This window comes from Saccharopolyspora sp. NPDC049426 (assembly GCF_040676935.1).
Lineage (GTDB): Bacteria > Actinomycetota > Actinomycetes > Mycobacteriales > Pseudonocardiaceae > Saccharopolyspora.
In genome coordinates this window covers 165,191-188,180 of record NZ_JBFAPZ010000004.1, presented here as the reverse complement: position 1 = coordinate 188,180, position 22,990 = coordinate 165,191, and the positions used below count along the sequence as shown (strand labels likewise).

25 protein-coding genes and 1 riboswitch are annotated in these 22,990 nt (G+C 70.6%); of the genes, 16 read left to right on the top strand and 9 right to left on the bottom strand.

The window, feature by feature from the left end:
- Positions 1–110 precede the first annotated feature (110 nt).
- From AB0J78_RS09820 to AB0J78_RS09805, 4 genes are read left to right on the top strand one after another with little or no spacing between them, the layout of a single operon-like run.
- Complete coding sequence (locus tag AB0J78_RS09820; protein ID WP_363788325.1) at positions 111–1,076, top strand: ABC transporter substrate-binding protein; 966 nt, start codon at positions 111–113, stop codon at positions 1,074–1,076.
- A 16-nt stretch (positions 1,077–1,092) separates the two neighbouring features.
- Complete coding sequence (locus AB0J78_RS09815) at positions 1,093–1,872, top strand: ABC transporter ATP-binding protein (RefSeq protein ID WP_363788324.1); 780 nt, start codon at positions 1,093–1,095, stop codon at positions 1,870–1,872.
- Positions 1,865–2,662: an ABC transporter permease gene (locus AB0J78_RS09810; protein ID WP_363788323.1), complete on the top strand. Its 798-nt coding sequence runs from the start codon at positions 1,865–1,867 to the stop codon at positions 2,660–2,662. The genes AB0J78_RS09815 and AB0J78_RS09810 overlap by 8 nt, the downstream gene beginning before the upstream one ends.
- A 58-nt stretch (positions 2,663–2,720) precedes the next feature.
- Positions 2,721–3,650 carry a TauD/TfdA family dioxygenase gene (locus AB0J78_RS09805; RefSeq protein WP_363788322.1) on the top strand — a complete coding sequence of 310 codons (930 nt, stop codon included), beginning with the start codon at positions 2,721–2,723 and terminating at the stop codon, positions 3,648–3,650.
- 133 nt (positions 3,651–3,783) lie between these two features.
- On the opposite strand, the gene AB0J78_RS09800 is transcribed toward AB0J78_RS09805, so the two are convergent.
- Together AB0J78_RS09800 and AB0J78_RS09795 are read right to left on the bottom strand one after the other, a co-directional pair.
- A complete protein-coding gene (locus AB0J78_RS09800) occupies positions 3,784–4,185 on the bottom strand; it encodes a VOC family protein (protein ID WP_363788321.1) in 402 nt (133 codons plus the stop codon).
- A 284-nt stretch (positions 4,186–4,469) separates the two neighbouring features.
- On the bottom strand, positions 4,470–4,907 hold the full coding sequence (locus tag AB0J78_RS09795) for a MarR family transcriptional regulator (protein WP_363788320.1): 438 nt from the start codon (positions 4,905–4,907) through the stop codon (positions 4,470–4,472).
- 120 nt (positions 4,908–5,027) lie between these two features.
- Between AB0J78_RS09795 and AB0J78_RS09790 the strand changes: the two genes are divergently transcribed.
- On the top strand, positions 5,028–5,606 hold the full coding sequence (locus AB0J78_RS09790; RefSeq protein ID WP_363788319.1) for a quercetin 2,3-dioxygenase: 579 nt from the start codon (positions 5,028–5,030) through the stop codon (positions 5,604–5,606).
- Entirely contained in the window at positions 5,603–6,436 is an 834-nt protein-coding gene (locus AB0J78_RS09785; protein ID WP_363788318.1) for an alpha/beta hydrolase, read from the top strand. Before AB0J78_RS09790 ends, AB0J78_RS09785 begins: the two co-directional genes overlap by 4 nt.
- A gap of 3 nt (positions 6,437–6,439) precedes the next feature.
- Here the strand turns inward: AB0J78_RS09785 and AB0J78_RS09780 are convergent, their stop codons facing one another.
- Both AB0J78_RS09780 and AB0J78_RS09775 read right to left on the bottom strand, forming a co-directional pair.
- Positions 6,440–7,117: a GntR family transcriptional regulator gene (locus AB0J78_RS09780; RefSeq protein WP_363788317.1), complete on the bottom strand. Its 678-nt coding sequence runs from the start codon at positions 7,115–7,117 to the stop codon at positions 6,440–6,442.
- A 102-nt stretch (positions 7,118–7,219) separates the two neighbouring features.
- A complete protein-coding gene (locus tag AB0J78_RS09775) occupies positions 7,220–8,008 on the bottom strand; it encodes an alpha/beta fold hydrolase (protein WP_363788316.1) in 789 nt (262 codons plus the stop codon).
- Between the two features lie 443 nt (positions 8,009–8,451).
- Here AB0J78_RS09775 and AB0J78_RS09770 point away from each other — a divergent pair, with 443 nt between their 5' ends.
- Entirely contained in the window at positions 8,452–8,904 is a 453-nt protein-coding gene (locus AB0J78_RS09770; protein ID WP_363788315.1) for an NUDIX domain-containing protein, read from the top strand.
- Positions 8,905–9,111: 207 nt separating this feature from the next.
- Entirely contained in the window at positions 9,112–9,900 is a 789-nt protein-coding gene (locus tag AB0J78_RS09765) for an NPP1 family protein (protein WP_363788314.1), read from the top strand.
- Positions 9,901–9,913: 13 nt separating this feature from the next.
- Here the strand turns inward: AB0J78_RS09765 and AB0J78_RS09760 are convergent, their stop codons facing one another.
- From AB0J78_RS09760 to AB0J78_RS09750, 3 genes are all read right to left on the bottom strand, one after another.
- On the bottom strand, positions 9,914–10,759 hold the full coding sequence (locus AB0J78_RS09760) for an SMP-30/gluconolactonase/LRE family protein (protein WP_363788313.1): 846 nt from the start codon (positions 10,757–10,759) through the stop codon (positions 9,914–9,916).
- Positions 10,760–10,779: 20 nt separating this feature from the next.
- Positions 10,780–11,781, bottom strand: coding sequence for an alcohol dehydrogenase catalytic domain-containing protein (locus AB0J78_RS09755; protein ID WP_363788312.1), 1,002 nt, complete (start codon positions 11,779–11,781; stop codon positions 10,780–10,782).
- A gap of 202 nt (positions 11,782–11,983) precedes the next feature.
- Complete coding sequence (locus AB0J78_RS09750) at positions 11,984–13,450, bottom strand: helix-turn-helix domain-containing protein (protein WP_363788311.1); 1,467 nt, start codon at positions 13,448–13,450, stop codon at positions 11,984–11,986.
- Positions 13,451–13,627: 177 nt separating this feature from the next.
- Here AB0J78_RS09750 and AB0J78_RS09745 point away from each other — a divergent pair, with 177 nt between their 5' ends.
- From AB0J78_RS09745 to AB0J78_RS09725, 5 genes are all read left to right on the top strand, one after another.
- A complete protein-coding gene (locus AB0J78_RS09745; RefSeq protein ID WP_363788310.1) occupies positions 13,628–14,626 on the top strand; it encodes an amidohydrolase family protein in 999 nt (332 codons plus the stop codon).
- Between the two features lies 1 nt (position 14,627).
- Positions 14,628–15,362 carry an iron-sulfur cluster assembly protein gene (locus tag AB0J78_RS09740; protein WP_363788309.1) on the top strand — a complete coding sequence of 245 codons (735 nt, stop codon included), beginning with the start codon at positions 14,628–14,630 and terminating at the stop codon, positions 15,360–15,362.
- Positions 15,359–16,384: an NAD(P)-dependent alcohol dehydrogenase gene (locus AB0J78_RS09735; RefSeq protein ID WP_363788308.1), complete on the top strand. Its 1,026-nt coding sequence runs from the start codon at positions 15,359–15,361 to the stop codon at positions 16,382–16,384. The genes AB0J78_RS09740 and AB0J78_RS09735 overlap by 4 nt, the downstream gene beginning before the upstream one ends.
- Before the next feature lie 15 nt (positions 16,385–16,399).
- On the top strand, positions 16,400–16,723 hold the full coding sequence (locus tag AB0J78_RS09730) for a putative quinol monooxygenase (RefSeq protein ID WP_363788307.1): 324 nt from the start codon (positions 16,400–16,402) through the stop codon (positions 16,721–16,723).
- A 79-nt stretch (positions 16,724–16,802) separates the two neighbouring features.
- Positions 16,803–17,993 (top strand): MFS transporter, encoded by a 1,191-nt coding sequence (locus AB0J78_RS09725; protein WP_363788306.1) that lies wholly within the window; start codon positions 16,803–16,805, stop codon positions 17,991–17,993.
- Here AB0J78_RS09725 and AB0J78_RS09720 read toward each other — a convergent pair.
- Positions 17,977–18,567: an MSMEG_1061 family FMN-dependent PPOX-type flavoprotein gene (locus tag AB0J78_RS09720; RefSeq protein WP_363788305.1), complete on the bottom strand. Its 591-nt coding sequence runs from the start codon at positions 18,565–18,567 to the stop codon at positions 17,977–17,979. The two genes, AB0J78_RS09725 and AB0J78_RS09720, sit on opposite strands and share 17 nt — an antisense overlap.
- 35 nt (positions 18,568–18,602) lie before the next feature.
- Complete coding sequence (locus tag AB0J78_RS09715; protein ID WP_363788304.1) at positions 18,603–19,601, bottom strand: iron-siderophore ABC transporter substrate-binding protein; 999 nt, start codon at positions 19,599–19,601, stop codon at positions 18,603–18,605.
- 220 nt (positions 19,602–19,821) lie between these two features.
- Between AB0J78_RS09715 and AB0J78_RS09710 the strand changes: the two genes are divergently transcribed.
- The 3 genes from AB0J78_RS09710 (at position 19,822) to AB0J78_RS09700 (ending at position 22,964) form a co-directional block, all read left to right on the top strand.
- On the top strand, positions 19,822–20,592 hold the full coding sequence (locus AB0J78_RS09710; protein WP_363788303.1) for an SDR family NAD(P)-dependent oxidoreductase: 771 nt from the start codon (positions 19,822–19,824) through the stop codon (positions 20,590–20,592).
- A 116-nt stretch (positions 20,593–20,708) separates the two neighbouring features.
- Positions 20,709–20,891, top strand: a riboswitch (cobalamin riboswitch).
- Positions 20,892–20,955: 64 nt separating this feature from the next.
- Positions 20,956–21,945, top strand: coding sequence for an ABC transporter substrate-binding protein (locus tag AB0J78_RS09705; protein ID WP_363788302.1), 990 nt, complete (start codon positions 20,956–20,958; stop codon positions 21,943–21,945).
- Positions 21,942–22,964 (top strand): iron chelate uptake ABC transporter family permease subunit, encoded by a 1,023-nt coding sequence (locus AB0J78_RS09700; protein WP_363788301.1) that lies wholly within the window; start codon positions 21,942–21,944, stop codon positions 22,962–22,964. Before AB0J78_RS09705 ends, AB0J78_RS09700 begins: the two co-directional genes overlap by 4 nt.
- The last annotated feature ends 26 nt before the right edge of the window (positions 22,965–22,990 follow it).

The window sequence follows — 22,990 nt, the reverse complement described above, 5'->3', positions numbered from 1 at the left end:
CGCCTGAGCCCCCTCGGCGATTCATCGAGAAGACGGGTCTTCGCACTGTGCCTTCCTCACCACGGCGTCCCCTGGGACGCCGCGACTTCCTACGCCTCGGTCTGTCCACATTGCCCACCGCCGCAGTCCTCAGCGGATGCGCCGCCTCCTCCGCCGCTCCGCGCGGGGAGACGACGGACGTCCGCTACCAGGGGTGGTCCGGTCAGTTGACGTTCCCGGAGCTCGCCGCCGACCTCGGCCTGCTCGGCGACGTGCGCCTGGAGTGGATCGGCAACACCACCAGCGGGCCGCAGGACATCCAGGCCACCGTGACCGGCGACGTCGACATCGGCGGCGCGTTCAACGGCTCGATCCTGCGGCTGGTCGCCGCAGGCGCACCGATCACCGCCGTGGTCTCCTACTACGGGTCCGACGCGCTGAGCAACGCCGGGTACTTCGTGCTCGACGAGAGCCCGCTGCGCGGAGCGGCCGACCTGCACGGCGTGACGGTCGGCATGAACACCGTCGGAGCGCACCACCAGGACGTGCTGGGGATCTACCTGCGCCGCAACGGTTTCTCCGACTCCGAGATCCGCGACGTGCAACCGGTGGTGGTACCGCCGGTGAGCTCGGAGCAGGCGCTGCGCTCCGGTCAGCTCGACGTGTCGACGATGACCGGAGCGATCTCGGAGAAGGCCAAGGCGCGCGGCGGGATCCGCCCGCTGTTCACCGATTTCGAGCTGCTGGGGGCCTTCAGCGCGGGGTGCTACGTGCTGCGCGACGAGTTCATCGCCGCCAACCCAAGCACCACCCGCGCGCTGGTCGCCGGCATCGCGAAGGCGGTGCGGTGGACGCAGACCCGCCCGTACCCGGAGGTCGTCGCCCGCTTCACCGACATCATCCGGCGACGCGGCCGCAACGAGGACACCAAGACCGCTGCGTACTGGCGCTCCAGCGGGGTCGCAGGACCCGGCGGGGCCATCGCCGCCCGCGAGTTCTCCCTCTGGCTGGAGCGGCTGGTCGATTCCGGAGTCATCCGGCCCGGCGCTGTCGACGTCTCCCGCATCCACACCAACGAGTTCAACCCGTTCGCCTGACACGAAGAGGCACACCATGACAGACATCGTTCTGGACGGCGTCACCCGAACCTTCCGGGGACGCGACTCCGAGGTCACCGCCCTCGACCGGGTCGACCTGCGCATCGAGCCGGGCGAGCTGGCCGTCATCGTCGGCCCCAGCGGCTCCGGGAAGTCCACCCTGCTGGACCTGCTCGCCGGGCTCGACTCCCCCACCAGCGGGCAGATCCGCATCGGCGGCGAGCCCATCAACGGTCCCGGGCTCAACCGGGGCGTGGTGTTCCAGCAGTACGCGCTGCTGCCCTGGCGAACCGCTCAGGCGAACGTCGAACTCGGCTTGGAGGCCAACTCCGCGTCCAAGGCGCAGCGCCGCGAACGGGCGCGCGAACACCTCGACCTGGTGGGAATCGCCGACTTCGCCGGGCACTACCCGCACCAGCTCTCCGGCGGGATGCGCCAGCGGGTCGCCATCGCGCGCAGCCTCGCCTTCGATCCCGACGTGCTGCTGATGGACGAGCCGTTCGGCGCCCTCGACGCCCAGACCCGGGAGCGCCTGCAGGAGCAGCTGCTGGACATCTGGCAGCGGACCGGCAAGACGGTCGTGTTCATCACCCACGACATCGACGAGGCCGTCTACCTGGGACGCACGGTCACGGTGCTCACCTCGCGGCCCGGCCGCATCCGGGAGACCGTCGAGGTCGACATCGCCGAGCGCTCCAGCCGCGAGGACACCCTGCTCAGGCCGGAGTTCGCCGCGTACCGGCACCGGATCTGGTCGCTGCTGCACGCCGCGCCGGAGGTGATCGGCGTTGGCTGACACGCTCACCCCACCCCGGCAGGCCGCCAGCTACGCGGCTGTGCGGGCCGGTCGCGCCGCTCGGTCGTCGGTGGCGATCCTGGTGTTCCTCGCGGTGTGGGAGCTGGTGCCGCGAATCGGTTTGGTGGACAGCATCTTCCTGCCCCCGGCCAGCCGGGTGGCCGCGACCTGGTTCGAACTCGCCGCGGACGGACAGCTGTGGGAGAACCTGGCGGCGAGCCTGGCTCGCGCGCTGACCGGTTTCACCATCGCGCTGCTGATCGCGGTGCCCCTGGGGCTGGTCATCGGCTGGTACCGCACGGCCGACGAGCTGCTCACACCGCTGTTGGAGGTCTTCCGCAACACCGCCGCGCTGGCGCTGCTGCCGGTGTTCGTGCTGCTGCTCGGCCTGGGCGAGACCTCCAAGATCTCGCTGATCGTGTTCGCCTGCGTGTGGCCGATCCTGCTCAACACCATCAGCGCCGTGCGCACCGTGGACCCGCTGCTGATCAAGTCGGCGCGGTCGCTGGGGTTCGGCTCGGCGGCGGTGTTCGGCAAGGTCGTCCTGCCCGCTTCGGTGCCCGCGGTGTTCACCGGGATCCGACTGGCCGCGGCCGCCTCGATCCTGGTGCTGGTCGCCGCCGAGATGGTCGGCGCCAAAGCCGGTCTCGGCTACCTGATCAACGCGGCCCAGTACAACTTCGAGGTCCCGCAGATGTACGCCGGGATCGTCACGATCTCGCTGCTGGGCATCGCGTTCAACCACGCGCTCACCGCCGTCGAGCGGCGCCTGTCGCGCTGGCGCAGTTGATTCTTCCGGGCGCGGGAGGGTCCCGCGCCGGGTCCGCACTGATGGAGGAGAAACCGTCATGACCGCTGTTCCGCAGCAGAAGAAGGCCCTCGACGTCGTCAAGCTGGGGGCCAACATCGGCGCCCGCATCGACGGCGTGCGCTTGGGCGGCGACCTCGACGCGTCGACCGTTGCCGAGATCCGTTCGGCACTGCTGGCCAACAAGGTCGTGTTCTTCCGCGACCAGCACCACCTCGACGAGACCGGTCAGCAGGAGTTCGCCTCGCTGCTGGGTGATCTGACGCTCGCGCACCCGACGACCACGAGCCGGGCGATCGGCAACATCCTGCCGATCGACTCCGAGTACGGGAAGGCCAACAGCTGGCACACCGACGTCACTTTCGTGGACCGGGTGCCCGCGATCAGCGTGCTGCGCGCCGTGCAGCTGCCCTCCTACGGCGGCAACACCACGTGGGCGAACACCGCGGCCGCCTACGAAGGCCTTCCGGAGCCGCTGAAGGCACTGGTCAACGAGCTGTGGGCGGTGCACACCAACGACTACGACTACGCCGCGCGGGTGGACGAGACCCGGACCGGCGGGGTGGACGTCAAGGAGCAGACGCACCGCGCGGAGTTCGTCTCCGACCTCTACGAGACCGAGCACCCGGTGGTTCGGGTGCACCCGGAGACCGGTGAACGCGCTTTGCTGCTGGGGCATTTCGTGAAGCGGTTCGTCGGGTTGCGCAGTCCGGAGTCGCAGGCGTTGTTCCGGTTGTTGCAGGACCGGGTGACCAGCCTGGAGAACACCGCCCGCTGGCAGTGGCAGCCCGGCGACGTGGCGATCTGGGACAACCGCGCGACGCAGCACTACGCCCTCGCCGACTACGACGAGCAGGCGCGCAGGATGCACCGGGTGACCGTCGCCGGTGACGTCCCGGTCTCCCTGGACGGCCGCCGCAGCGAGACCCGCGTAGGCGACCCGTCCGCCTACTCCGCTCTGCCGGCCTGACGCTCCGGGCAGCGGGCGGTTTTGGTCCGAACCGACCTGACGTTTCGGTCATTGATCATGGATGGTTCGGACCAAAACCGCCCCTGGGCGACGCGTTCGATGTCGCGTTGCAGACCGTCGCGCGAACACCGGTTCAGGCCGGTGGCGCGAAGAACTCCAGTGCGATGTGGTCGGGGTCCCGGAACTGCACACCGGAACCGTAGTGGGCGTCGACGATGCCGCCGTGCTGGATGTCGAGGTCGTCCAGGCGGTGGCACCAGCTCTCCAGCTCGGCCCGGTCGCGGCAGGCGAAGGCCACGTGGTCCAGTCCGGCGCGGTGCTCGTCGAACGCCCCGCCCTTGGCTCCGCCGGGGTGGGTGTGCAGCCCGAACAGCTGTCCGTCGGCCAGCGCGAACACCGTGTGGTGGAAACCGCCGCTGGTCTCGTCCTCGTCCAGCACGGGTTCGGAGCCGAACAGCGCCCGGTACCAGCGGGTGCTGCGTTCGAGATCGGACACGGTGATCGCCACGTGCGTGATGGGTGGGAACTCGGCCATGCCAGCCTCCTCCGGGAACTGCGCCGGGAGTGCGGCAGGACCGCCCCGGCGCGGTGTGTTCTCATGGTGCCCACACAGCGCCGGTCTCGGAACCTCTTTCGAGTCGCCCGTTCGCGTCAGGCGGGGATCCAGCCCGTTCTCCGGTGGACGCGGCACCGAACTGGGTCAGCTGTTCGAGCGCGACCCCAGTGCGCGGTGGCTCGGCGCCCGTCGAGCGGACCAGCGGCTCATCCATGCTGGTCAGCAGCGCGGATGACGACGACGTCGACTTCCCCCTCTTGAGGTCATCGGATGAGAGGCGGGGTGTCCCAGGGCTGGTCCAGCGCGGCGCGCAGCGCGGTGACGGCGTCGTAGCCGATGCGGGTGGCGAGCTCGCGTTCGATGGCCTCGATGGTGCGCAGGGCCTTGCGGTGGACGCGGGCGCCTTCCTCGGTGACGCGGACCAGCAGGTTGCGGGCCGAGGTGGGATCGGGGACCTGTTCGAGCAGACCCATCCCGATCAGCCCGTGCACCGCCTGGTGGACCGACTGGCGAGTAGTGCCGATGCGCCGGGCCAGTTCGGCGGCGGAGGTTCCCGCGGCGTCGAGGCTGGCGAACACCGCCGCCTGCGCGACCGTGACCGGCTGCTCGCCGGAGTGCCGCATGCTGTTGTGCAGCGCGTCGTCGAACCAGCGCTTGGCCGATGCCAGCAGTTGCGGCACGTTCGGCGGGGTGTCGTCCATGATCCTCAGCTTCCGGGAGCGGTCGGGGTACACGATCGCACGATCTCCCGCCCGGTCGTTCACACCTCGCCGATCGTCAGGTACCTTGACAGTGTAGCCGACCTGGAACGTGGAGGGATCATGACGATCGAGTTCGCGACGCAGCACCGGACGCGCTCGCAGATCCCACCTGAGCCGGGCAAGCCCTACTTCATCGAGAAGGGGCAGGGCGACCGCGCGCACCTGTTCGGGGACCTGTTCACGATCTACGCCGGCGGCGAGCAGACCGAGAACACCTTCAACTTCTTCACCTGCGAAGGCCCGAAGGGCGACATCATCCCCGCGCACTCGCACCCGGAGACCTACGAGGCCTTCTTCATCACCGACGGCGCCGTTCGGCTCTTCGTCGAGGAGACCGGCGGCGCTCAGCACGAGAAGCTGCTGGCGGCGGGCGATTTCGGGTTCGTGCCGAAGAACTGCCCGCACGCCTACCGGATCGAACGCCACCACAGCCGCATCGTCGGCGTGGCGGCCGGGCCGGGTGGGACCTTCGAGCGGTTCTTCGAGAACCTGGGCGCACCCACGGACGAACCGGGATTGCCGACCGCACCGGTGGTTCCCGAACCGGACAGGTTCGGCATCGTGGGCGAGCGCTACGACGTCCGGTTCCTGCCGGAGCACCGGTGGCGCACTCCGTCAGCGAGCGAGCAGCGACCATGACCGGCACCGAACCGCTTCCCGCCGCGACGGCCATCGAGGGCGCGTCGGGAGAACTCCTGCGCGCGGTGCCCTACGCGACTCCGGACGGGTTCCGCCCGCTGCTGGCAGACGTCCACCTGCCACCGGTGCGGAGACCGCCGGTGGTGCTGTTCCTGCACGGTGGAGGCTGGCGGCTCGGCTCGCGGACCTCGTTCTGCCCGACCTGGCGGGACTGGTCACCGAGCCCGTTCGCGCGGCTCGTCGCGGCGGGTTTCGCCGTCGTCTCGGCCGACTACCGGCTCAGCGGCGAGGCGGTCTTCCCCGCCCAACTCGACGACGTGACCGCCGCAGCCCGCTGGATCCGTGACCGCGCCGCCGATCTGGGGGTCGACGCGGAGCGGATCGTGGTGTGGGGCGAGTCCGCGGGCGGGCACCTCGCCGCGCTGCTCGGCCTCACCGCCACCCGGGAGGCTCCGGGCGCGGTGGTGGGCGTGGTCGACTGGTACGGGCCGAACGATCTGAGCGCGATGCCCTCGCGGGGCGACCCGGACTCGCGCGAGGCTCAGCTCCTCGGAGCAGCGGCCTCGCAGGTGCCCGATCTGGCGAGAGCGGCCAGTCCCGTGTCGCACGTGCACGCCGCCGCTCCCCCGTTCCACCTCGCGCACGGCACCGCGGACGACGCCGTTCCCGCGGAGCAGAGCCGACTGCTCGCCGACGCGCTGCGCGCCGCCGGTCGCCCGGTCGACTGCGAGCTGGTGCCCGACGCCGGACATCTGTGGCGCGGGCCGGTCGACGGCGAGCGGATCTTCACCCGAGCCCTGGAGTTCGCCCAGCGGGTCACCGCGCGCTAGCGCTCACAGGGCGTTGAAGCGCGACTGGGTCTTGTCCACCTCGGGCAGGGCTTCGATGACACTGCCCAGGTGGGTGCGCATCGCCGACTCAGCGGCTTCGGCGTCGCCGGCGCAGATGGCTTCGATGATCGCCAGGTGCTGCGGCAGCGACACCGAGGGGCGGCCCGGGTGCATGGCCAGGCGGAACTGGTGCCGGACGTTCTGGCCGCGCAGCCGCCCGAGCACCGCGCACGCCGTCTCCTGGCCGCTGATGCGCAGGATCAGGGCGTGCAGGCGCTTGTTGATCTCGGAGTAGCCGAGCACGTCGCCGGCGGCGACGGCCTGCTGCATCAGCTCGCCGATCTCGCGCAGCTCACCGTGCTCCTGCTCGGAGGCGCGCTCGGCCGCGCGCGCCGCGCACAGACCCTCGACGACCATCCGGACCTCGGTGATCTCGATGGCTTCCTGCAGCGACACCGCGCGCACCCGAGCACCCCGGTTCTGGATGCGCTCCACCAGGCCCTCGGTGGTCAGCTGGACCAGCGCGTTGCGGACGGCGGCGCGGCTGGCGCCGAACTGCTCGGAGAGCTCGGCCTCCACCAACCGCTGGTTCGGGGCGAAGTCTCCGCTGGTGATGGCCTCGCGGATCGCGTTCACGACCGGAGCCTCCTGGCCGACGTCGTCCCGCTTCGCTGTGGTCACTGCCCCTACCCCGAGATTGATAACAATTTTGTCCACCATTCTAGCGGGCGGGGTTCGCGCAGGCCCGCGCCATCCTCCCCAGGCGGAAGATCGGCGCGCGGCTCAGTCGGCGAGGAAGTCCCCGACGAGCTTGCTCGCCACCGGCCGGTTCTCGTGGAAGTAGGCGTGGCGGAGCCCGGGCAGGACGTGCGCTTCGGCACCGGGGATGCGCTGGGCCAGGAGCTCGGCGTTGCTCGCCGGGGTCATCCGGTCATCGGCGCCGTGCACGACCAGGGTGGGCGAGCCGATCTCGCCCAGCCGCTCCCAGGCGTTGTGGCCGTTGCTGGCGGCGAGGTGGTGGCGGCGGGCGTCCGCCGGCATGTCCGGGTCGCCGAGAACGGTGCGCGGGCCGTCGTGCGTGGCCAGCCACTCCGGGCTGTACATCAGCTCCAGCAGCGCCCGTTCGGCCGCGGCCCGGTCCGGCTGCGCGAGGGCGCGGCGGACCGCGGCGTCGCGTTCGACGGCGTGCGGACCGCCGGGTGAGGTGCAGCCGAGGACCAGCCGCCGCACGCGATCCGGGTGGTTGATGGCCAGCCACTGGGCGGTGCGACCGCCCATGGAGGTGCCGTAGACGTCAGCGGAGTCGATGCCGAGCGCGTCCAGCACCGCGATGACGTCTTCGGCGAAACCCGCTGTGGAGCAAGGTTCATCGGGTTTGCCGCTGGCGCCGGTCCCCCGGTAGTCCACGGTGATGGTGCGGTGGACGTCCTCGAAGTCCTCGCGCACGCCGTCCCACCAGCGGTGGTTGTTGGCCTGCCCCGCGAGCAGCACCAGCGGCCGCCCCGCACCGGCGACCTGGAAGGCCAGCGAGGTGCCGTCCTGCGCGCGCGTGAACTCCTGCCCGACTGCCATGCGTTCCCTCCCGAAGACGACCACCCGGGACCCTACGCAGCCCCACCACCACCCGACACGACCTGCGGCACGACTCACGCCCGCTCGTGAGCGATGCGACCTCCCAGGACACGACACCAGGCACTTCGCGAACCCGGTTACCGCGGTATTCCGGCCACGACGCACCGAGGACGAGAGTTCCGGAAGGCCGCACCCGGAAGGTCGTTCACCGCTCAGCCGTTGCGGGGATGCCGGGCTGTTGGCCGGTGTGGCGGTGGAAGGCTTCGGCGAAGGCGGCGGGTTTGCGGTAGCCGACGGACGCGAGGTTCCCGCTAGCCCTCCCGCTCGCGGAACCCGAGGGCGTCTCGCGATCGCTCGTGGCGACTTTCGGATACCGGGGAGCGTTTTCGGGGTTGTGGCGTCAAACTGGTGGTGAGCCGCACGGATCGAGGGGGCCGCGACTCATGAACAGTGCAGAACTCGCCGAACTCATCGCCCGCGACGCCGCCGACGGGATCCGCCAGCACGCCGTCCGCGCGCTCATCATCCGCGCGGGCAAGGCGCTGATGCTGCGTCGTCCGCGGCACGAATCCCGCGGTGGCGTGTGGGAAATGCCGGGTGGCAAGGTCGAACCGCACGACTGCGATCTGCTGGACGCGTTGCAACGGGAGGTCCGCGAGGAAACCGGACTCGCCGTCACCGGATTCACCCGCCATCTGGCCGCTTTCGACTACGTCAATCGCCACGGCCGCTGCGTCCGGCAGCACACGTGGTCGGTGACCGTGACCGGAGAGCACGTGCGACTCACCGAGCACGACGCCTACACCTGGACGAACGCGCACGACACCCATCCGATCAGCCCGCGTGACCGGGACCTCATCAGCAGGCACGCAGTGCGAGGTCCGACACTCCTGTAGGGGTCACCCGAATTCCCTCAGCGAAGTTCTTCCGCACTCTTCCCAGACAATTTCGGCAATTCGCCGTTCTCATTCGGTGAAACTGGGAAAACCGCGAGCGAGACGCCGACGTGTCCTGTTCTGTTCAGATCATTTTCTCCTGTTCCGGTCCGGAATCGATTTATGATCGAACCAATTTCGGATTCGGACGAGAGGAACGATCGCCTGATGAACACTGTGGACGGAACGCCCCGCGCCCGCCCGGCCGGGAAGTTCGCGGCCAGCGTCGCGGGAGCCGCGGTCCTGCTCCTCGCGCTGCCGCCGGCGATCGCCGCCGCCGACCCGCCCACCGCGCTGCCCACCAGCGCCGCCGAAGCGGACGCGAAGTGGCAGCCCGCCTTCGACTACGACGGGGACGGTTGCTACCCGACTCCGGCGATTGGTTCGGACGGCACCATCGCTCCCGGCCTGGACACCACCGGTGCGATCAACGGCAGCTGCCACGACCAGTCGGACCTGGACAACACCAACTCCTACTCGCGCTCCAAGTGCAACAACGGCTGGTGCGCCTACGTCTACGACCTGTACTTCGAGAAGGACCAGGCCGTGGACGGCAGCGGGCTCGGCGGACACCGCCACGACCTCGAACACGTCATCGTGTGGGTGGAGAACGACGAGGCCAAGTACGTCTCGACCTCGGCGCACGGCGACTACTCGACCTACCCGGCCAACGAGGTCCAGTGGGACGGCAGCCACGCCAAGGTCGTCTACCACAAGGACGGCGCGAGCACGCACTGCTTCCGGCTGGCCGGCGCGGACGAGCAGCCGGAGAACCACTACGGAACCTGGCAGTACCCCGCTCTGGTGAGCTGGGACAACTGGCCGGACACCGGTCTTCGCGACAAGCTCACCTCGGCCGACTACGGCAGCGCGAGCCTGGCCATCTCCGACGGGGCCTTCAACGGCAACCTGGAGAGCGCCAAGCCCGAGGGCATCGCCTTCGACCCCCACGCCTGAGCAGGCGGAGGAGTCACCCCGCGTAGGTGCGCACGGGGAGCCCTCGCACCCCGGGGTCGGTGGCGAACACCGCACCGGCGCCGGGGTGGTGTTCGAGGTCGGTGCCGACCTGCGAGGTGGTGATGTAGAGGCGGTCGAGGTCCTCGCCGCCGAAGGTGCAGGCGGTGACCTTCGGTGCGGGGACCTCGACGATCCCGGCGAGCGCGCCGTCGGGCGTGTAGTGGTGGACCGCGCCACCACCCCAGAGGGCGACCCAGACGCCGCCTTCGGCGTCGACGGTGAGTCCGTCCGGGGACCCGTCGGCCCGGTCGATGTGGGCGAACGGCCGCCTGTTGACCAGTTCGCCGTCCTCGAAGTCGAACACGTCGACCCGCTGGGTGGGCGTGTCGGCGTAGTAGGCCCGCGACCCGTCCTCCGTCCACATGAGACCGTTGGAGATGCTGACCTCGGGCACGACGGGTTCGACGCGGCCTTGCGGGTCGAGGCGGTAGAGGGTTCCGGCGCCGGGTGTCTCGTCATAGGCCATGGAGCCGCAGTAGAACGCGCCGTCGGGACCGCAGCCGCCCTCGTTCATCCGGACGTCCGCGCCGCTCCACAGCTCCGGCAGCACCTGGATGTCCTGCAACGCGTCGTCGGCGAAGGCGAACCCGCGTTCCAGCGCCAGCACCGCGCCACCGGATTCCCTCGGGCGCAGCGCTGCCGCGACCGAGCCGACGTGGCGGCGTTGGACCTCACCGGAGGCCTCGAGGGTCAGCACGTCACCGACCAGCATGTCCACCCATCGCAGCCCCGGCCAGCGGCCGAACCACACCGGCCCTTCGCCGTGCCCGGCCAGCGGAGGGGTGATCTGCTCCAGCATCGGTGAACCTCCGCGACGAGTCATGGGTGCAGCAGGACCTTCCCGGTGGGCACCGCCGGGTCGGCGAGGGCGTGCAGCGCCCGCTCGGCATCCTCCAACGCGTACTCGTGCGTGATCAACGGAGCCGGGTCGAGCCGCCCCGTAGCGAAGGCGCGGACCGCGTGCGCCCACGCGCGCGAGGGGGCCCCGAACACGGTGTGCACGGTGACCGCGGCTCCGACCAGCTCCGCCGGGGTGAGCGGTTCGTGCTCCTCCGGTGCGATGCCGGTGAGCACGGTTCGCCCGCCTCGCCGGGTGGAGCGCACCGCGAGCCGCCCGGTTCCCGACGCGCCCGCGGCTTCCAGCACCACGTCGAAACCGTCGCCGAGCTCGTCGGGGGTGCGGAAATCCGTTGCGCCGCATGCCTTGGCGGCCTCAGCGCGGTCGGTTCGCGGATCGACCACCACGAGGCTTCCGGCACCGGCCGCCGCGAAGAGCTGGGTGGCGAGCAGGCCGAGGGTTCCACCGCCGATGACCGCGACGCTCTCCCCCACCCGCACGTCGGCCTTGAGCACCGCCGAGGCCATGCACGCGGCCGGTTCCAGCAGCGCGGCGGCGCGCAGGTCGGCCTCATCGGGCAGCGGGTGCAGCAGTCGGGCGGGGATGCGGAGGTGATCGGCCCACGCGCCGGACTGGGTGAAGCCGGTTTCGTCGTAGGCGGCCGAGCACAGACTGGTGTCGCCTTCCCGGCAGGCCGTGCACCGGCCGCAGTTGCGGAACCCCTCGCCCACCACCTTGCGGCCGACCAGCGCCGGGTCCACGTCGGCTCCTGCCCGCACGACGGTGCCCGACCACTCGTGGCCGGGGACGACGGGGTAGCGGACGAACTCCGGAGGCCGTGTGCCGTGGTAGACCTCCAGGTCGGAACCGCAGATCCCGGACCAGGCGACCTCGACGAGGGCTTCGTCGTGGCCGGGCGGCTCGGGTTCGGCTGCGACGACGCGCAGCGCCTGCGGAGAATCGATCCGGACTGCGCGCGGCATCGCTGCTTCGAACCCCTTCCACGGCGTGACGACTCCGCCGAGCCTGCTCAACGGAACGGCCGCTGTCCAGTGGCTGGTCCCCTCGGCCCCGGGAGGCGGGCGGTTTGGTCTGAACCGACCGGACGAAACGGACTTCGATCACGGACGGTTCGAACCAAACCTGCCCTGCTCCCGGACCACAGCTCCCGAGGGCGGGGTCCGGTCAGGCGCGGGGTGCTCGGCCCGGGACCGTGATGCGGTACTGGGCCATCTTGCGGTAGATCGTGGCCCTGCTGACGCCGAGCTCGCGGGCCGCCTCGCCGACGGTGGTGCCGGGTTCGGTGAGGCAGCGGATGATCTCGTCGCGCTCCACCGATTCGAGCCTGGTCAGCGGCCTTCCCGGGCCGGTGAAGACCTCTGGCGGCAGGTGGTTGAGGTCGATCAGGTCCGCACGGCCGGCGGCTTCGCGGACGACCTGGCGCAGCTGGCGGACGTTCTCCGGCCAGTCGTAGGCGTTGAGGGTCCGGGCCGCCGAGGCCGTGAAGTCCACGTCACGGCGACGCTGCTGACGCGCGAAGTGCCTGGCCAGCGGCTGGATGTCATCAGGCCGGAACCGCAGCGCGGGCACCTCGACGACGGTGTCGATCAGCCGTCGCAGCTCCTCGGGCACGGCCTCGGCGGATTCGGCGGTGAGCACGTAGGGCTGCATGCCGCCGACTGCGCGGACTTCGCCCAACCGCTCGGCGAGCTCGCTGATCACCCAGGCGGGCAGCCGGTCGACACCGGAGATGATCACGCAGGTGCTGTCCTTGCCGAGCTCCGGCGCCCACAGCTCCAGCCACGCCTCGACGTCGTCGGGCGCGGGCGGTCGCACGCTGAGCACTCGCTCGCGGCGCAGTTCCCGGCGGGCCAGCGAGGCCAGCGCGGTCTTGCCGGTTCCGGGTTCGCCGACCACGGCGACGGCGCGGCCGTTGCGGAAGGCCGAGCGCGCCTCGGCGAAGACGCTGCGCCACCCGGGCGTGAGCACCGAGGCCTCCGGCGCGCGCATCCGGTCGGCGTAGACGCGGAAGACCTCCCCGCGCGGCATCGGGTGCGCGCTGCGCCCGGCACCCCGCGCCAGCATCAGCGCGGTGGTGTTGCCCGCCGCCGACTGGGCGAGCGCGAGCAGCAGCTCGGAGGCCGAGTCCGACCAGGTCGTGAGGTTGACGCTGCCCGCCACGCCACCGCTGACCGGGTCCAGCACGGGAGCCGCCGCGCAGGTGTAGCCGCGCAGTCCCGCGCAGAAGTGCTCCTCGGCCCGCACCAGGGACGGGGCGCGGTCGGCCAGCGCCAGGCCGAGGCCGTTGGTGCCCGCGTTCTCCTCGGCGAAGTAGAAGCCCGGCGCCAGGTGCACGCGGTCCAGCGAGCGGTTGATCGTGCCGTCCTCGCAGACGCGGCTGAGCACCAGCCCCTCCGGGTCGGTGATCATCATGCTGACCGGTTCGTTGGCGAGCGTGGCCTGCAGCCCGCGCAGCACCGCGGTACCGCACTCGTAGAGCAGCGAGCCGGTGTCGACCGAGCCGGTGAACACCGGGCGCATCTCCTCCGCGCTGATCCCGTAGCGCTCGCTGCGCCGCCAGGACGCCCGCAACCGAGGAGTGACGGTGGCAGGGCAGGCGGCGGGGTCGGGCGCACTCCGGTGCAGGTGCATCTCGAACCTCCAAGGGACGCGTCGTTGCGCCGGTGGGATCAGGGTAAGCGCAGGACGTGGCCGCCATCACCGATCGCGCTGTCTCAAAGTGAGACACGCAGCGTCCCCCAGCAGGCTCCCGCCGCTCTTAGCGTTCCCTCCCAACGTGCCACGGCTGCCACGTAGCGGAGGAAGCAGATGTACAGCAAGGACGGCGAGAACTACTTCATCGTTGACGCACACGTCGCGCTCTGGGACGCCCGTGCCGAGAACCAGCGCAACATCCACGGCAAGCAGTTCATCGACTGCTTCTACGACTACCACCGCAACCTCAGCCCGGAATCCGAGGTCTGGCCCTACGAGGACTTCCTCTACCAGGGCGGCGAGCGGCTCATGCGGGACCTGTTCACCGACGGCTACGTCGACCACGCGATCTTCCAGCCCGCGCTGCTGAGCGCCTTCTACGGCAACGGTTTCGGACAGACCGAGGAGGCCTTCGCACTGACGCAGAAGCACCCGGACAAGCTGACCTACAACCACTGCTGGGACCCGCGCTTCGAGCAGGCGGGGCTGGACCAGCTGCGCCGCGACGCCGAGCGCTTCGGCCTCAAGGGCGTGAAGCTCTACACCGCCGAGTGGCAGGGCGATTCGCGCGGCTACAAGCTCGACGACCCGTGGACCTACAAGTACCTGGAGGCCTGCCAGGAGCTGGGCGTTCGCAACATCCACATCCACAAGGGCCCGACGATCCGGCCGCTGGACCGCGACGCCTTCGACGTCGCCGACGTGGACAAGGTCGCCACCGACTTCACCGACCTGAACTTCGTGGTGGAGCACTGCGGGCTGCCGCGCCTGGAGGACTTCTGCTGGATCGCCACGCAGGAGCCCAACGTGCACGCGGGCCTGGCGGTGGCCATGCCCTTCATCCACTCCCGGCCGCGCTACTTCGCGCAGATCATCGGCGAGTTGCTGTACTGGCTGGACGAGGACCGCATCCAGTTCTCCAGCGACTACGCGATCTGGACGCCGAAGTGGCTGATCGAGCGGTTCGTGGACTTCCAGATCCCGCAGGACATGACCGAGTACGCCCCGCTGACCACAGAGCAGAAGCGCAAGATCCTGGGCCTCAACGCCGCTCGCATGTACGGCATCGAGGTCCCCGCGGGGCTGGGCGTGGCCGAGAAGGCGGGCGTCTGAGATGGGCGCCGGACTGGAGAGCTCGGCGTGGGAGGCGTTGCACCAGGTCATCGACCCGGAACTGGACGAGCCGATCACCGATCTGGGGTTCGTGCGTTCGCTGCGGGTCGGCGAGTCCGGTGAGGTCGAGGCTCACCTGCGGTTGCCGACGTCGTTCTGCGCCCCGAACTTCGCCTACCTGATGGCCTCGGACGCCAAGGACGTGCTGCGCGCGCTCCCGGGCGTGACCGGGGTGCTGGTGGAGCTCGACGACCACCACGACTCCGAGCTGATCAACGCGGGGCTGGCGGCCGACGCCGGCTACCGCGGCACCTTCCCCGGCGAGGCCGAGCAGGACCTGGAGGAGTTGCGCGCGACGTTCCGCCGCAAGGCGCACGCGGCGGCGATGGAACGCGTGCTGACCAGGCTGCTCAAGGACCGGCCGGAGCTGAACGAGGCCGACCTGCACGCGATCACCGTCGCCGACCTGCCGGAGGAGCCGGCGACGCGCTCGCTGCTGAATCGGCGCGCGGCGGTGGGTTTCGACAACTCCGCGTCCGCGCTGGTCCTGGTCGACGACGAGGGCCGGCCGTGCACGCCGGAGCAGGTGCCGTTCCGGCTGCGCTTCGCCCGCGCGACGCGCATCTCGGTGGAGGGCAACTCGCACTTCTGCCGCGGGCTGTTGCGCACCCGCTACCCGGGCTCCGCGGCCGATCAGGCGCCGCGGGCCATGACTTCGGAAGGACGAGCAGGATGAGAGCAGTGCAGGTGGTCGGCTACCACGAGCCGATGCGGTTGACCGAGGTCCCGGTTCCGGAGGCATCCGGACCGCACGACGTGGTGGTCAAGATCGGTGGTGCGGGCGTGTGCCGCACCGACATCCACATCCTCGAAGGTCAGTGGGCCGAGAAGTCGGGTGTCGCCCTGCCTTACACGATCGGGCACGAGAACGCGGGCTGGGTGCACGCGGTCGGCAGTGCGGTCACCAACGTCTCCGAAGGCGACAAGGTGATCGTGCACCCGCTGGCGACCTGCGGGTTGTGCCGGGCCTGCCGGTTCGGCGACGACGTGCACTGCGAGCAGTCGCTGTTCCCGGGCATCGACACCGCGGGCGGCTACGCCGACTACCTCAAGACCTCGGCGCGCAGCGTGGTGCGCATCGACGACTCGCTGGAGCCGTCGGACGTGGCGGCGCTGGCCGATGCCGGGCTGACCGCATACCACGCGGCGGCGAAGGCGGCGCGCAGGCTGCGCCCGGGCGACAAGTGCGTGGTGGTCGGCGCCGGCGGGCTGGGCCACATCGGAATCCAGGTGCTCAAGGCCATCTCGGCGGCCGAGCTGGTGGTGCTCGACCGCAACCCGGACGCGGTGAAGCTGGCCACCGACATCGGCGCCGATCACGGCGTGGTGGCCGACGGCACGCACGTCGAGCAGGTCCAGGAGCTCACCGGCGGGCACGGCGCGGAGGCGGTCATCGACTTCGTCGGCGAGGGCGGTGCGACCTCCGACGGGGTACGGATGCTGCGCCGCGCCGGCGATTACCACGTGGTCGGCTACGGCGAGAACATCAACGTGCCGACGATCGACATCATCTCGACGGAGATCAACTTCATCGGGAACCTGGTGGGTTCGTACAACGACCTGTGCGAGCTGATGGTCCTGGCCGCCCAAGGCAAGGTCCGCCTGCACACCAGCAAGTACCCGCTGGAGCGCTTCCAGGACGCCATCGACGACCTCGACGCGGGCCGCATCCGCGGTCGCGCGATCCTCACCCCCTGACCCGGAGGAACGACGATGATCTTCATCACCGCGAAGTGGCGGATCAAACCGGAGCACGCGGAGGCGTGGCCGGAGATCTCCCGGTCCTTCACCGAGGCGACCCGCGCCGAGCCGGGCTGCCTGTGGTTCGACTGGTCCCGCAGCCTCGAAGACGAGACCGAGTACGTGCTGGTGGAGGCGTTCCGCGACGGCGAGGCGGGGTCGGCCCACGTCACCTCGCAGCACTTCCACGACGCCCGCGCTCAGCTCCCGCCCTACCTGGCGGAAACCCCGCGCATCATCAACGCCGAGATCGACCAGAACGGCTGGTCGGAGCTGGGCGAGATGGCCGTGGACTGACGGACCGGAGGGGGTGCGCCCGGCGCGCACCCCCTCGACCCCGAATCATTAACTTCGCTAATGGTCTAACGTTCGGCCCATGACCGCTCCGCCGATCACGCGCGCTCCGAACCGCTGGCTGATGCTGGCGATCTCGATGTTCGCGCAGCTGGCAGCGACGGTGTTCACCAACGCCCCGCCCGCGCTGATCCCGAACCTGCACTTCGAGCGCGGGCTGTCGTTGTCCCAAACCGGCTTGATCGCCGCCGCACCGCTGGCCGGGACCATGTGCACGCTGATCGTCTGGGGTGCGATCGTCGACCGCATCGGCGAGCGGGTGTCGCTGCTGATCGGGTTGAGCATGCTCGCCATCAGCGCCGGCGCGGCGGCGCTGGCCGACTCGCTGGTGCTGCTGGCGGTGCTGCTGTTCCTCGGCGGCGCGGGCGGAGCCAGCACGAACTCGGCCAGCGGCCGGGTCGTCTCGGGCTGGTTCCCGCCGCAGCGCCGGGGCATGGCGATGGGGATCCGGCAGACCGCGCAACCGCTGGGTGTGGGCCTGACCTCGGTGCTGGTGCCCAACCTCGTCGAGGCGCGCGGACTCGCCGTGACCATGCTGACCGTGGCGGCCGTGTGCGCGCTGGCGGCGGTGCTGGTGGCGGCGATGATCGTGGACCCGCCGCGGCCGTCGATGGCCGAGTCCCGGCGGACCGGCCATGGCGCGAACCCCTATCGCGGCGACCGGAGGCTGCTGCGCATCCACGGCGTCTCGATCGCGCTCACCGTGCCGCAGCAGACGGTCTGGACCTACATGCTGGTCTGGCTGATCGCGACCCAGCACTGGAGCACCGCCGCGGCCAGCGCCCTGGTCGGCACGACGCAGCTGCTCAGTGCCCTGAGCAGGGTCGGCGCGGGAATCTGGTCGGACCGGATCGGCAGCCGGGTGCGCCCGATCCGCTACTTCGCCTTCGGTTCGGCGATCGCGATGGGCGGGCTGGCGGCGTTCTCCGGCACTCCCCTGGCGCTGACCTTCATGATCGTCGCCTCGATCATCGCGGTGGCCCACAACGGCCTGGCGTTCACCGCGGTGGCCGAGATCGCGGGCCCGCACTGGAGCGGACGGGCCATGGGAGCGCAGAACACCGGTCAGTTCCTCACGGCCACGGCGGTCCCGCCCGTGATGGGAGCCCTCATCGCGGTGGCCGGCTACCCGATCGCCTTCGCGGTGGCCGGGTGCTTCGCCCTGCTCGCGGTCCCGGTGGTTCCCGCTCGCAGCGTCACACCCGAGGCTTGAGCGCCTGCTGGGAGTCGTAGAGCGCCATGACCCCGGGCTGCTCGCCCTCCGGCCAGGTGTCGGGCCGCCAGGCCCCGGATTTGAGCAGCGCCCGGCCGCAGTGCACGAACAGCTCCTCGACGTCGACGACCACGGCCAGCGCCGGGGGCACGCCCTTGAGCGCGAGGTCGGCCATGAACGGCGCGGACCGCACGATGGTGGCGGTGCCGTTGACCCGCAGCACGTGGTTGATGCCGGGGATCAGGAACAGCATTCCCACCTGCGGGTTCCGCAGCAGGTTGTGCAGCCCGTCCATGCGCCGGTTGCCGGGGCGTTCGGCGTAGGCCAGCGTCTTGCCGTCGTCGAAGACCACGACGCTGCGGGTGGTGTCGCCGCGCGGCGAGACGTCGATCCTCGCGTCCTCGCCCGCGGTGGCCACGAAGAACAACCGCGACCGCTCGATGAACCGGCGGCTGGCGCCGTCGATCCCGGAGACCACCTTCTCGGCGATCTCCGGGTGCGGCGGTTCGACGACCTCGCGGAGTTGCGCTTCGGAGGTGACCTGCTCGGCCTCACTCGGATCCCACGAGGGCACGGAATCGTTCTCCTGATCAGCGGTGCGGCGCGGGCTCAGCCCGCCTGGGCCTGCGCGATCAACGGCACGACCTTATCGACCGCGTAGGACATGCCCGCGGCGGTGCCCGCCGAGAACGCCTGCACGGCCTGCTCGTCGTGCAGCACGACGGCGCGGCGTTCGCGGACCGACGGCACCGACTGGAACATCTGGTCCTTGTCGACCTCGACGGCGGACAGGCCGATCGGGAACATCACGGTCAGGTCGGCGTTGAACAGGTCCATGCGCTCGGGCGAGACGCTGACGAAGAAGTTGTCCCCGGCGACCGCCTGCACGGCCGGTGACTGGCGGAAGCCCAGCCGCTCCATGAACTCCAGGCGCGAACCGCCGTTGACGTAAGCGCCGTAGGAGCCGACCATCTTGGCGCCGACGGCCACGGTCTTGCCCGCGAACTGCGGGTGCGCGGCGGCGGCCTGCTGGAACTTGGCCTCCAGGCCGGCCTTCTGCTGAGCTGCTTCGGCGGACTTGCCCAGTGCCTTGCCCACCATGTCCAGCTGCTGGTCCCAGGTGGTCAGGTAGCTCTCCCCGCCCGGCGGGATGCTCACCACGGGAACGCCGAGCCGGTTGAGCAGGTTGTAGCGCTCCTTGTCGCCGCTGGCGCGGGTGTCGAGGATCAGGTCGGGCTGGAGCGCCGCGACGGCCTCCATGTCGACCTCCATGGTGCCGAGCATCTTCGGCGGTGTTGCGTAGCGCTTGTCGGCGGGGATCCACGGCGGGACGCCGTCGCCACCCACCGGCAGCCAGTCGGCGGCACCGACGGGCTGCACCCCGAGGCTCAGCGCGGTTTCGGCGTCGCCCCATCCCAGCGCGACGACCCGCTGGGGACGCTCCGGAACGGTGACGTCACCGAACGCGGTCTTGATGGTGACCGGGAACTGGCCGTCCGCCGATCCGGCGGCGGGCTCGTCGTTCTCGGGACCGGCCGCGCCGCAGCCGGTCAGGGCGATTCCCAGCAGGACTGCCATGATCAGCCCCAGGGTCCGCATCCAGCGCATTTCCACACCTCGCAGCGAGTTAAGTGCGCCTAACCTAACTAACGCTCCGTGTGGCGTCCAGCCCGAGATCCACCCGCTGTGACCGACGTTCGTCACATTCGTCCACACCGGACGATCGACCGCCCCGCCCCGGTTGGTGAGCAACTTCCGGCCGCGTCGTGCGTTGAGCCTCACGAAGGCCCGGTCGGGGCGTTCGAGGGTGCGGAAGGACGCGATCGCGATGGACAGGCTCAACGGCAAGCGCGTGCTCGTGACAGGTGGAGCGTCGGGGATCGGGCAGGCCAGCGTGCTGCGCCTGCTCGACGAGGGCGCCAGAGTGCTGACCACCGACATCGACGAGACCGGGCTGAAGGAGACCTCGCGGCGCGCGGCCGAGGCCGGCACCTGCGACCGGCTGGGAACCCTGCCGCTGGACATCTCCCAGGAGGACGCCGTCGACGCGACGGTACCGGCCGCGGCCGAGCAGCTGGGCGGGCTGGACGTGCTGGTCAACGCGGCGGGGATGCTGCACAGCGCGCACACGCACGAGTGCTCGCTGGAGCTGTGGAACCGGATCCTCGCGGTCAACCTCACCGGCACCTTCCTGGTCACCCGCGCGGCGTTACCCGCGCTGCTGGAGACCGGCAGCGGCGTGGTGATCAACTTCAGCTCGACCTCGGCGAACTTCGCCCACCCCTACATGGCCGCCTACGCCGCCAGCAAGGGCGGCATCCAGTCGTTCACCCACGCCATCGCCCTGGAGTACGCCAAGCAGGGCCTGCGCGCGGTATCGCTGGTGCCCGGCGGAATTCGCAGCGGCATCACCGAGACCACCGCGGACAAACTGCCCGCCGACACCGACTGGGACCTGTTCACCAAGCTCTCCCCCGCCCTCGGCAGCGGCTTCGCACCGCCGGAGCACGTGGCCGGCGTGGTCGCGATGCTCGCCTCCGACGACGGCGCCTTCATCACCGGCACCGAGATCCGCGTCGACGGCGGCACGCACCAGTAGTCCACGGTGGATTTCCGCGCGGACTCGTCGCAGGTCAACAGTGAGGGGTGCGGGCGATTCGGGCGGTCGAGGCGATTCGTCGCAACGGCCGCCGGATCGACCGCACCCCCGCCGGTTAGACTCGATCGCGAGCCGGTCGTGCCACGTGTGGCCGATGGGAATCCGGTCGGAAGCCGGAGCTGACGCGCAGCGGTAGGGGTGACGGACGAGCCCGAGCCACTGGATCGCACTCGATCCGGGAAGGCGGCTCGCCCGGTCGAGCCCGAGCCCGAAGACCTGCCGGCTCCCCGGATCCGCACCCGGCTCCGGGAATCGGCCGACCAGGTCTCGCGAATGGGCCTGGGGTGAGGATTTCCGCACAACGTGTTCTTACGCTGGACGCGCACGGGCTTGATGCTGCTCTGCGCCACCGCCCTCGCCGCCTGCAACGCACCCGCGACGGAGTCGGCTCCGCCTCGGGTGTCGCTGCCCAACTGCGACGCGAACGTCTCGGTGTCCGAACCGCCGCGCCGCGCGGTGAGCCTCAACCAGTCGACCACCGAGATCATGCTGGCCCTGGGACTGGCGGACCGGATGGTGGGCACCGCGACCTGGACCGATCCGGTCGATCCGGCGCTGGCCGCCGAGAACGCCCGGGTGCCGCGGCTTTCCGACAACAACCCGTCGTTCGAATCAGTGCTGGCCACCGAGCCCGACGTGGTGCTGGGCGCCTACCAGGCGGTGTTCACCGACGAGGGCGTGGCCTCGCGGGAGCGCTTCGCCGAGCTCGGAGTCCCCACCTACCTCTCCCCCTCCAACTGCCTGCCCGAGGAAGCACCCCTCGCCGAGCCGGTCGAGCTCGACGACATCTACCGCGAGGTGCAGGAGATCGCCACGATCTTCGACGTCCCGCAGCGCGGCGAAGCGCTGGTGGCGCAACTGCGGCAACGGGTGGCTGACGCCCAGCGCAAGGCCGTCGCCCACCGGGACACCTCGGTGCTGTTCTGGTTCGCCCGCACCGAATCCCCCTACGTGGCAGGCTCGACCGGCTCTCCGGCGATCATGACCCGCACCCTCGGGGTGCGCAACGCCTACGACGACGTGCGCTCGATGTGGCCGCAGGTGTCGTGGGAGGACGTGCTCGCCCGCGACCCCGACCTGCTGGTGCTCGGTGACCTCACCCGCGACGGCGAAGGCGATTCCCTCGCCGCCAAGCAGGAATTCCTGCGCACCGACCCCGCGATGTCACGGTTGCCCGCCGTCGGCGAGAGCCGGTGGATGAGCATGACCGGCACCGAGATGAACATCAGCATGCGCACGATCACCGGGATCGAACGGCTCGCCGACCGGTTGGCCGAGCTGGAGCGGCGGTGAGGACCAGGCGCCTGCCCTCCTCGCTGATCGTGCTGGCCGGGCTCCCGCTGCTGCTGCTGTCGATCGCCGTGGCGGTCACGCTCGGTCCGGCTCCGCTGTCGGTGGCCGACGTGGCCGGCGTGGTGGGCGCGCGGCTGGGTCTGGGCGAGACCGACGTGTCGCGGATCGGGCAGGGCATCGTCTGGCAGCTGCGGTTGCCGCGCGCGGTCCTCGCGGCGATCTGCGGCGCCGGGCTCGGGGTGTGCGGCGCGGTGTTGCAGTCGTTGCTGCGCAACCCGCTCGCCGACCCCTTCCTGCTGGGCGTGTCAGCGGGCGCCTCGACAGGTGCCGTGCTGGTGGTGATCCTCGGGTTGGGCGCGGGCGCGATCGGTTTGACCGCGGGCGCCTTCGCCGGTGCGCTGGTCGCGTTCGCGCTGGTGATGACCTTGGGCGCGGTGGCCGGTGGCACCACGACGCACGTGGTGCTGGCCGGTGTCGCCGGGACGCAGCTGTTCTCGGCCCTGACGTCGTTCGTCGTGATCACCTCGGCGGACGCCGAGCAGACCCGGGGCGTGCTGTTCTGGCTGCTCGGTTCGCTCTCCGGCGCCCGCTGGAACGACGTGGCGGTCTCGGGCGCGGTGTGCGCGGTCTGCCTGCTGCTGTGCCTGTCGCGGGCCGGGGCGCTGGACGCCTTCGCGCTGGGGCAGGACACGGCCGCGGCGCTGGGCGTTCACGTCACGCGACTGCGGATCGTGCTGCTGGTGACCACCGCGCTGCTGACCGCCACGCTCGTCGCGGCGGCCGGTGCGATCGGGTTCGTCGGTCTGGTCCTGCCGCAGGCCGCGCGGCTGCTGGTGGGCCCGCGGCATCGCGCGCTGCTGCCGGTCACGGCCGTGCTGGGCGCGATCCTGCTGGTGTGGGTGGACGTCCTGGCCACCACCGTCGCCGCCCCGCAGGAGGTTCCGGTGGGCGTCATGACCGCGCTGGTGGGCGTTCCGGCCTTCGCCGTCCTTCTGGCCCGGCGCGGCCGAACCTCCTGAGCGTCCCGCAACCGACCACCAAGATC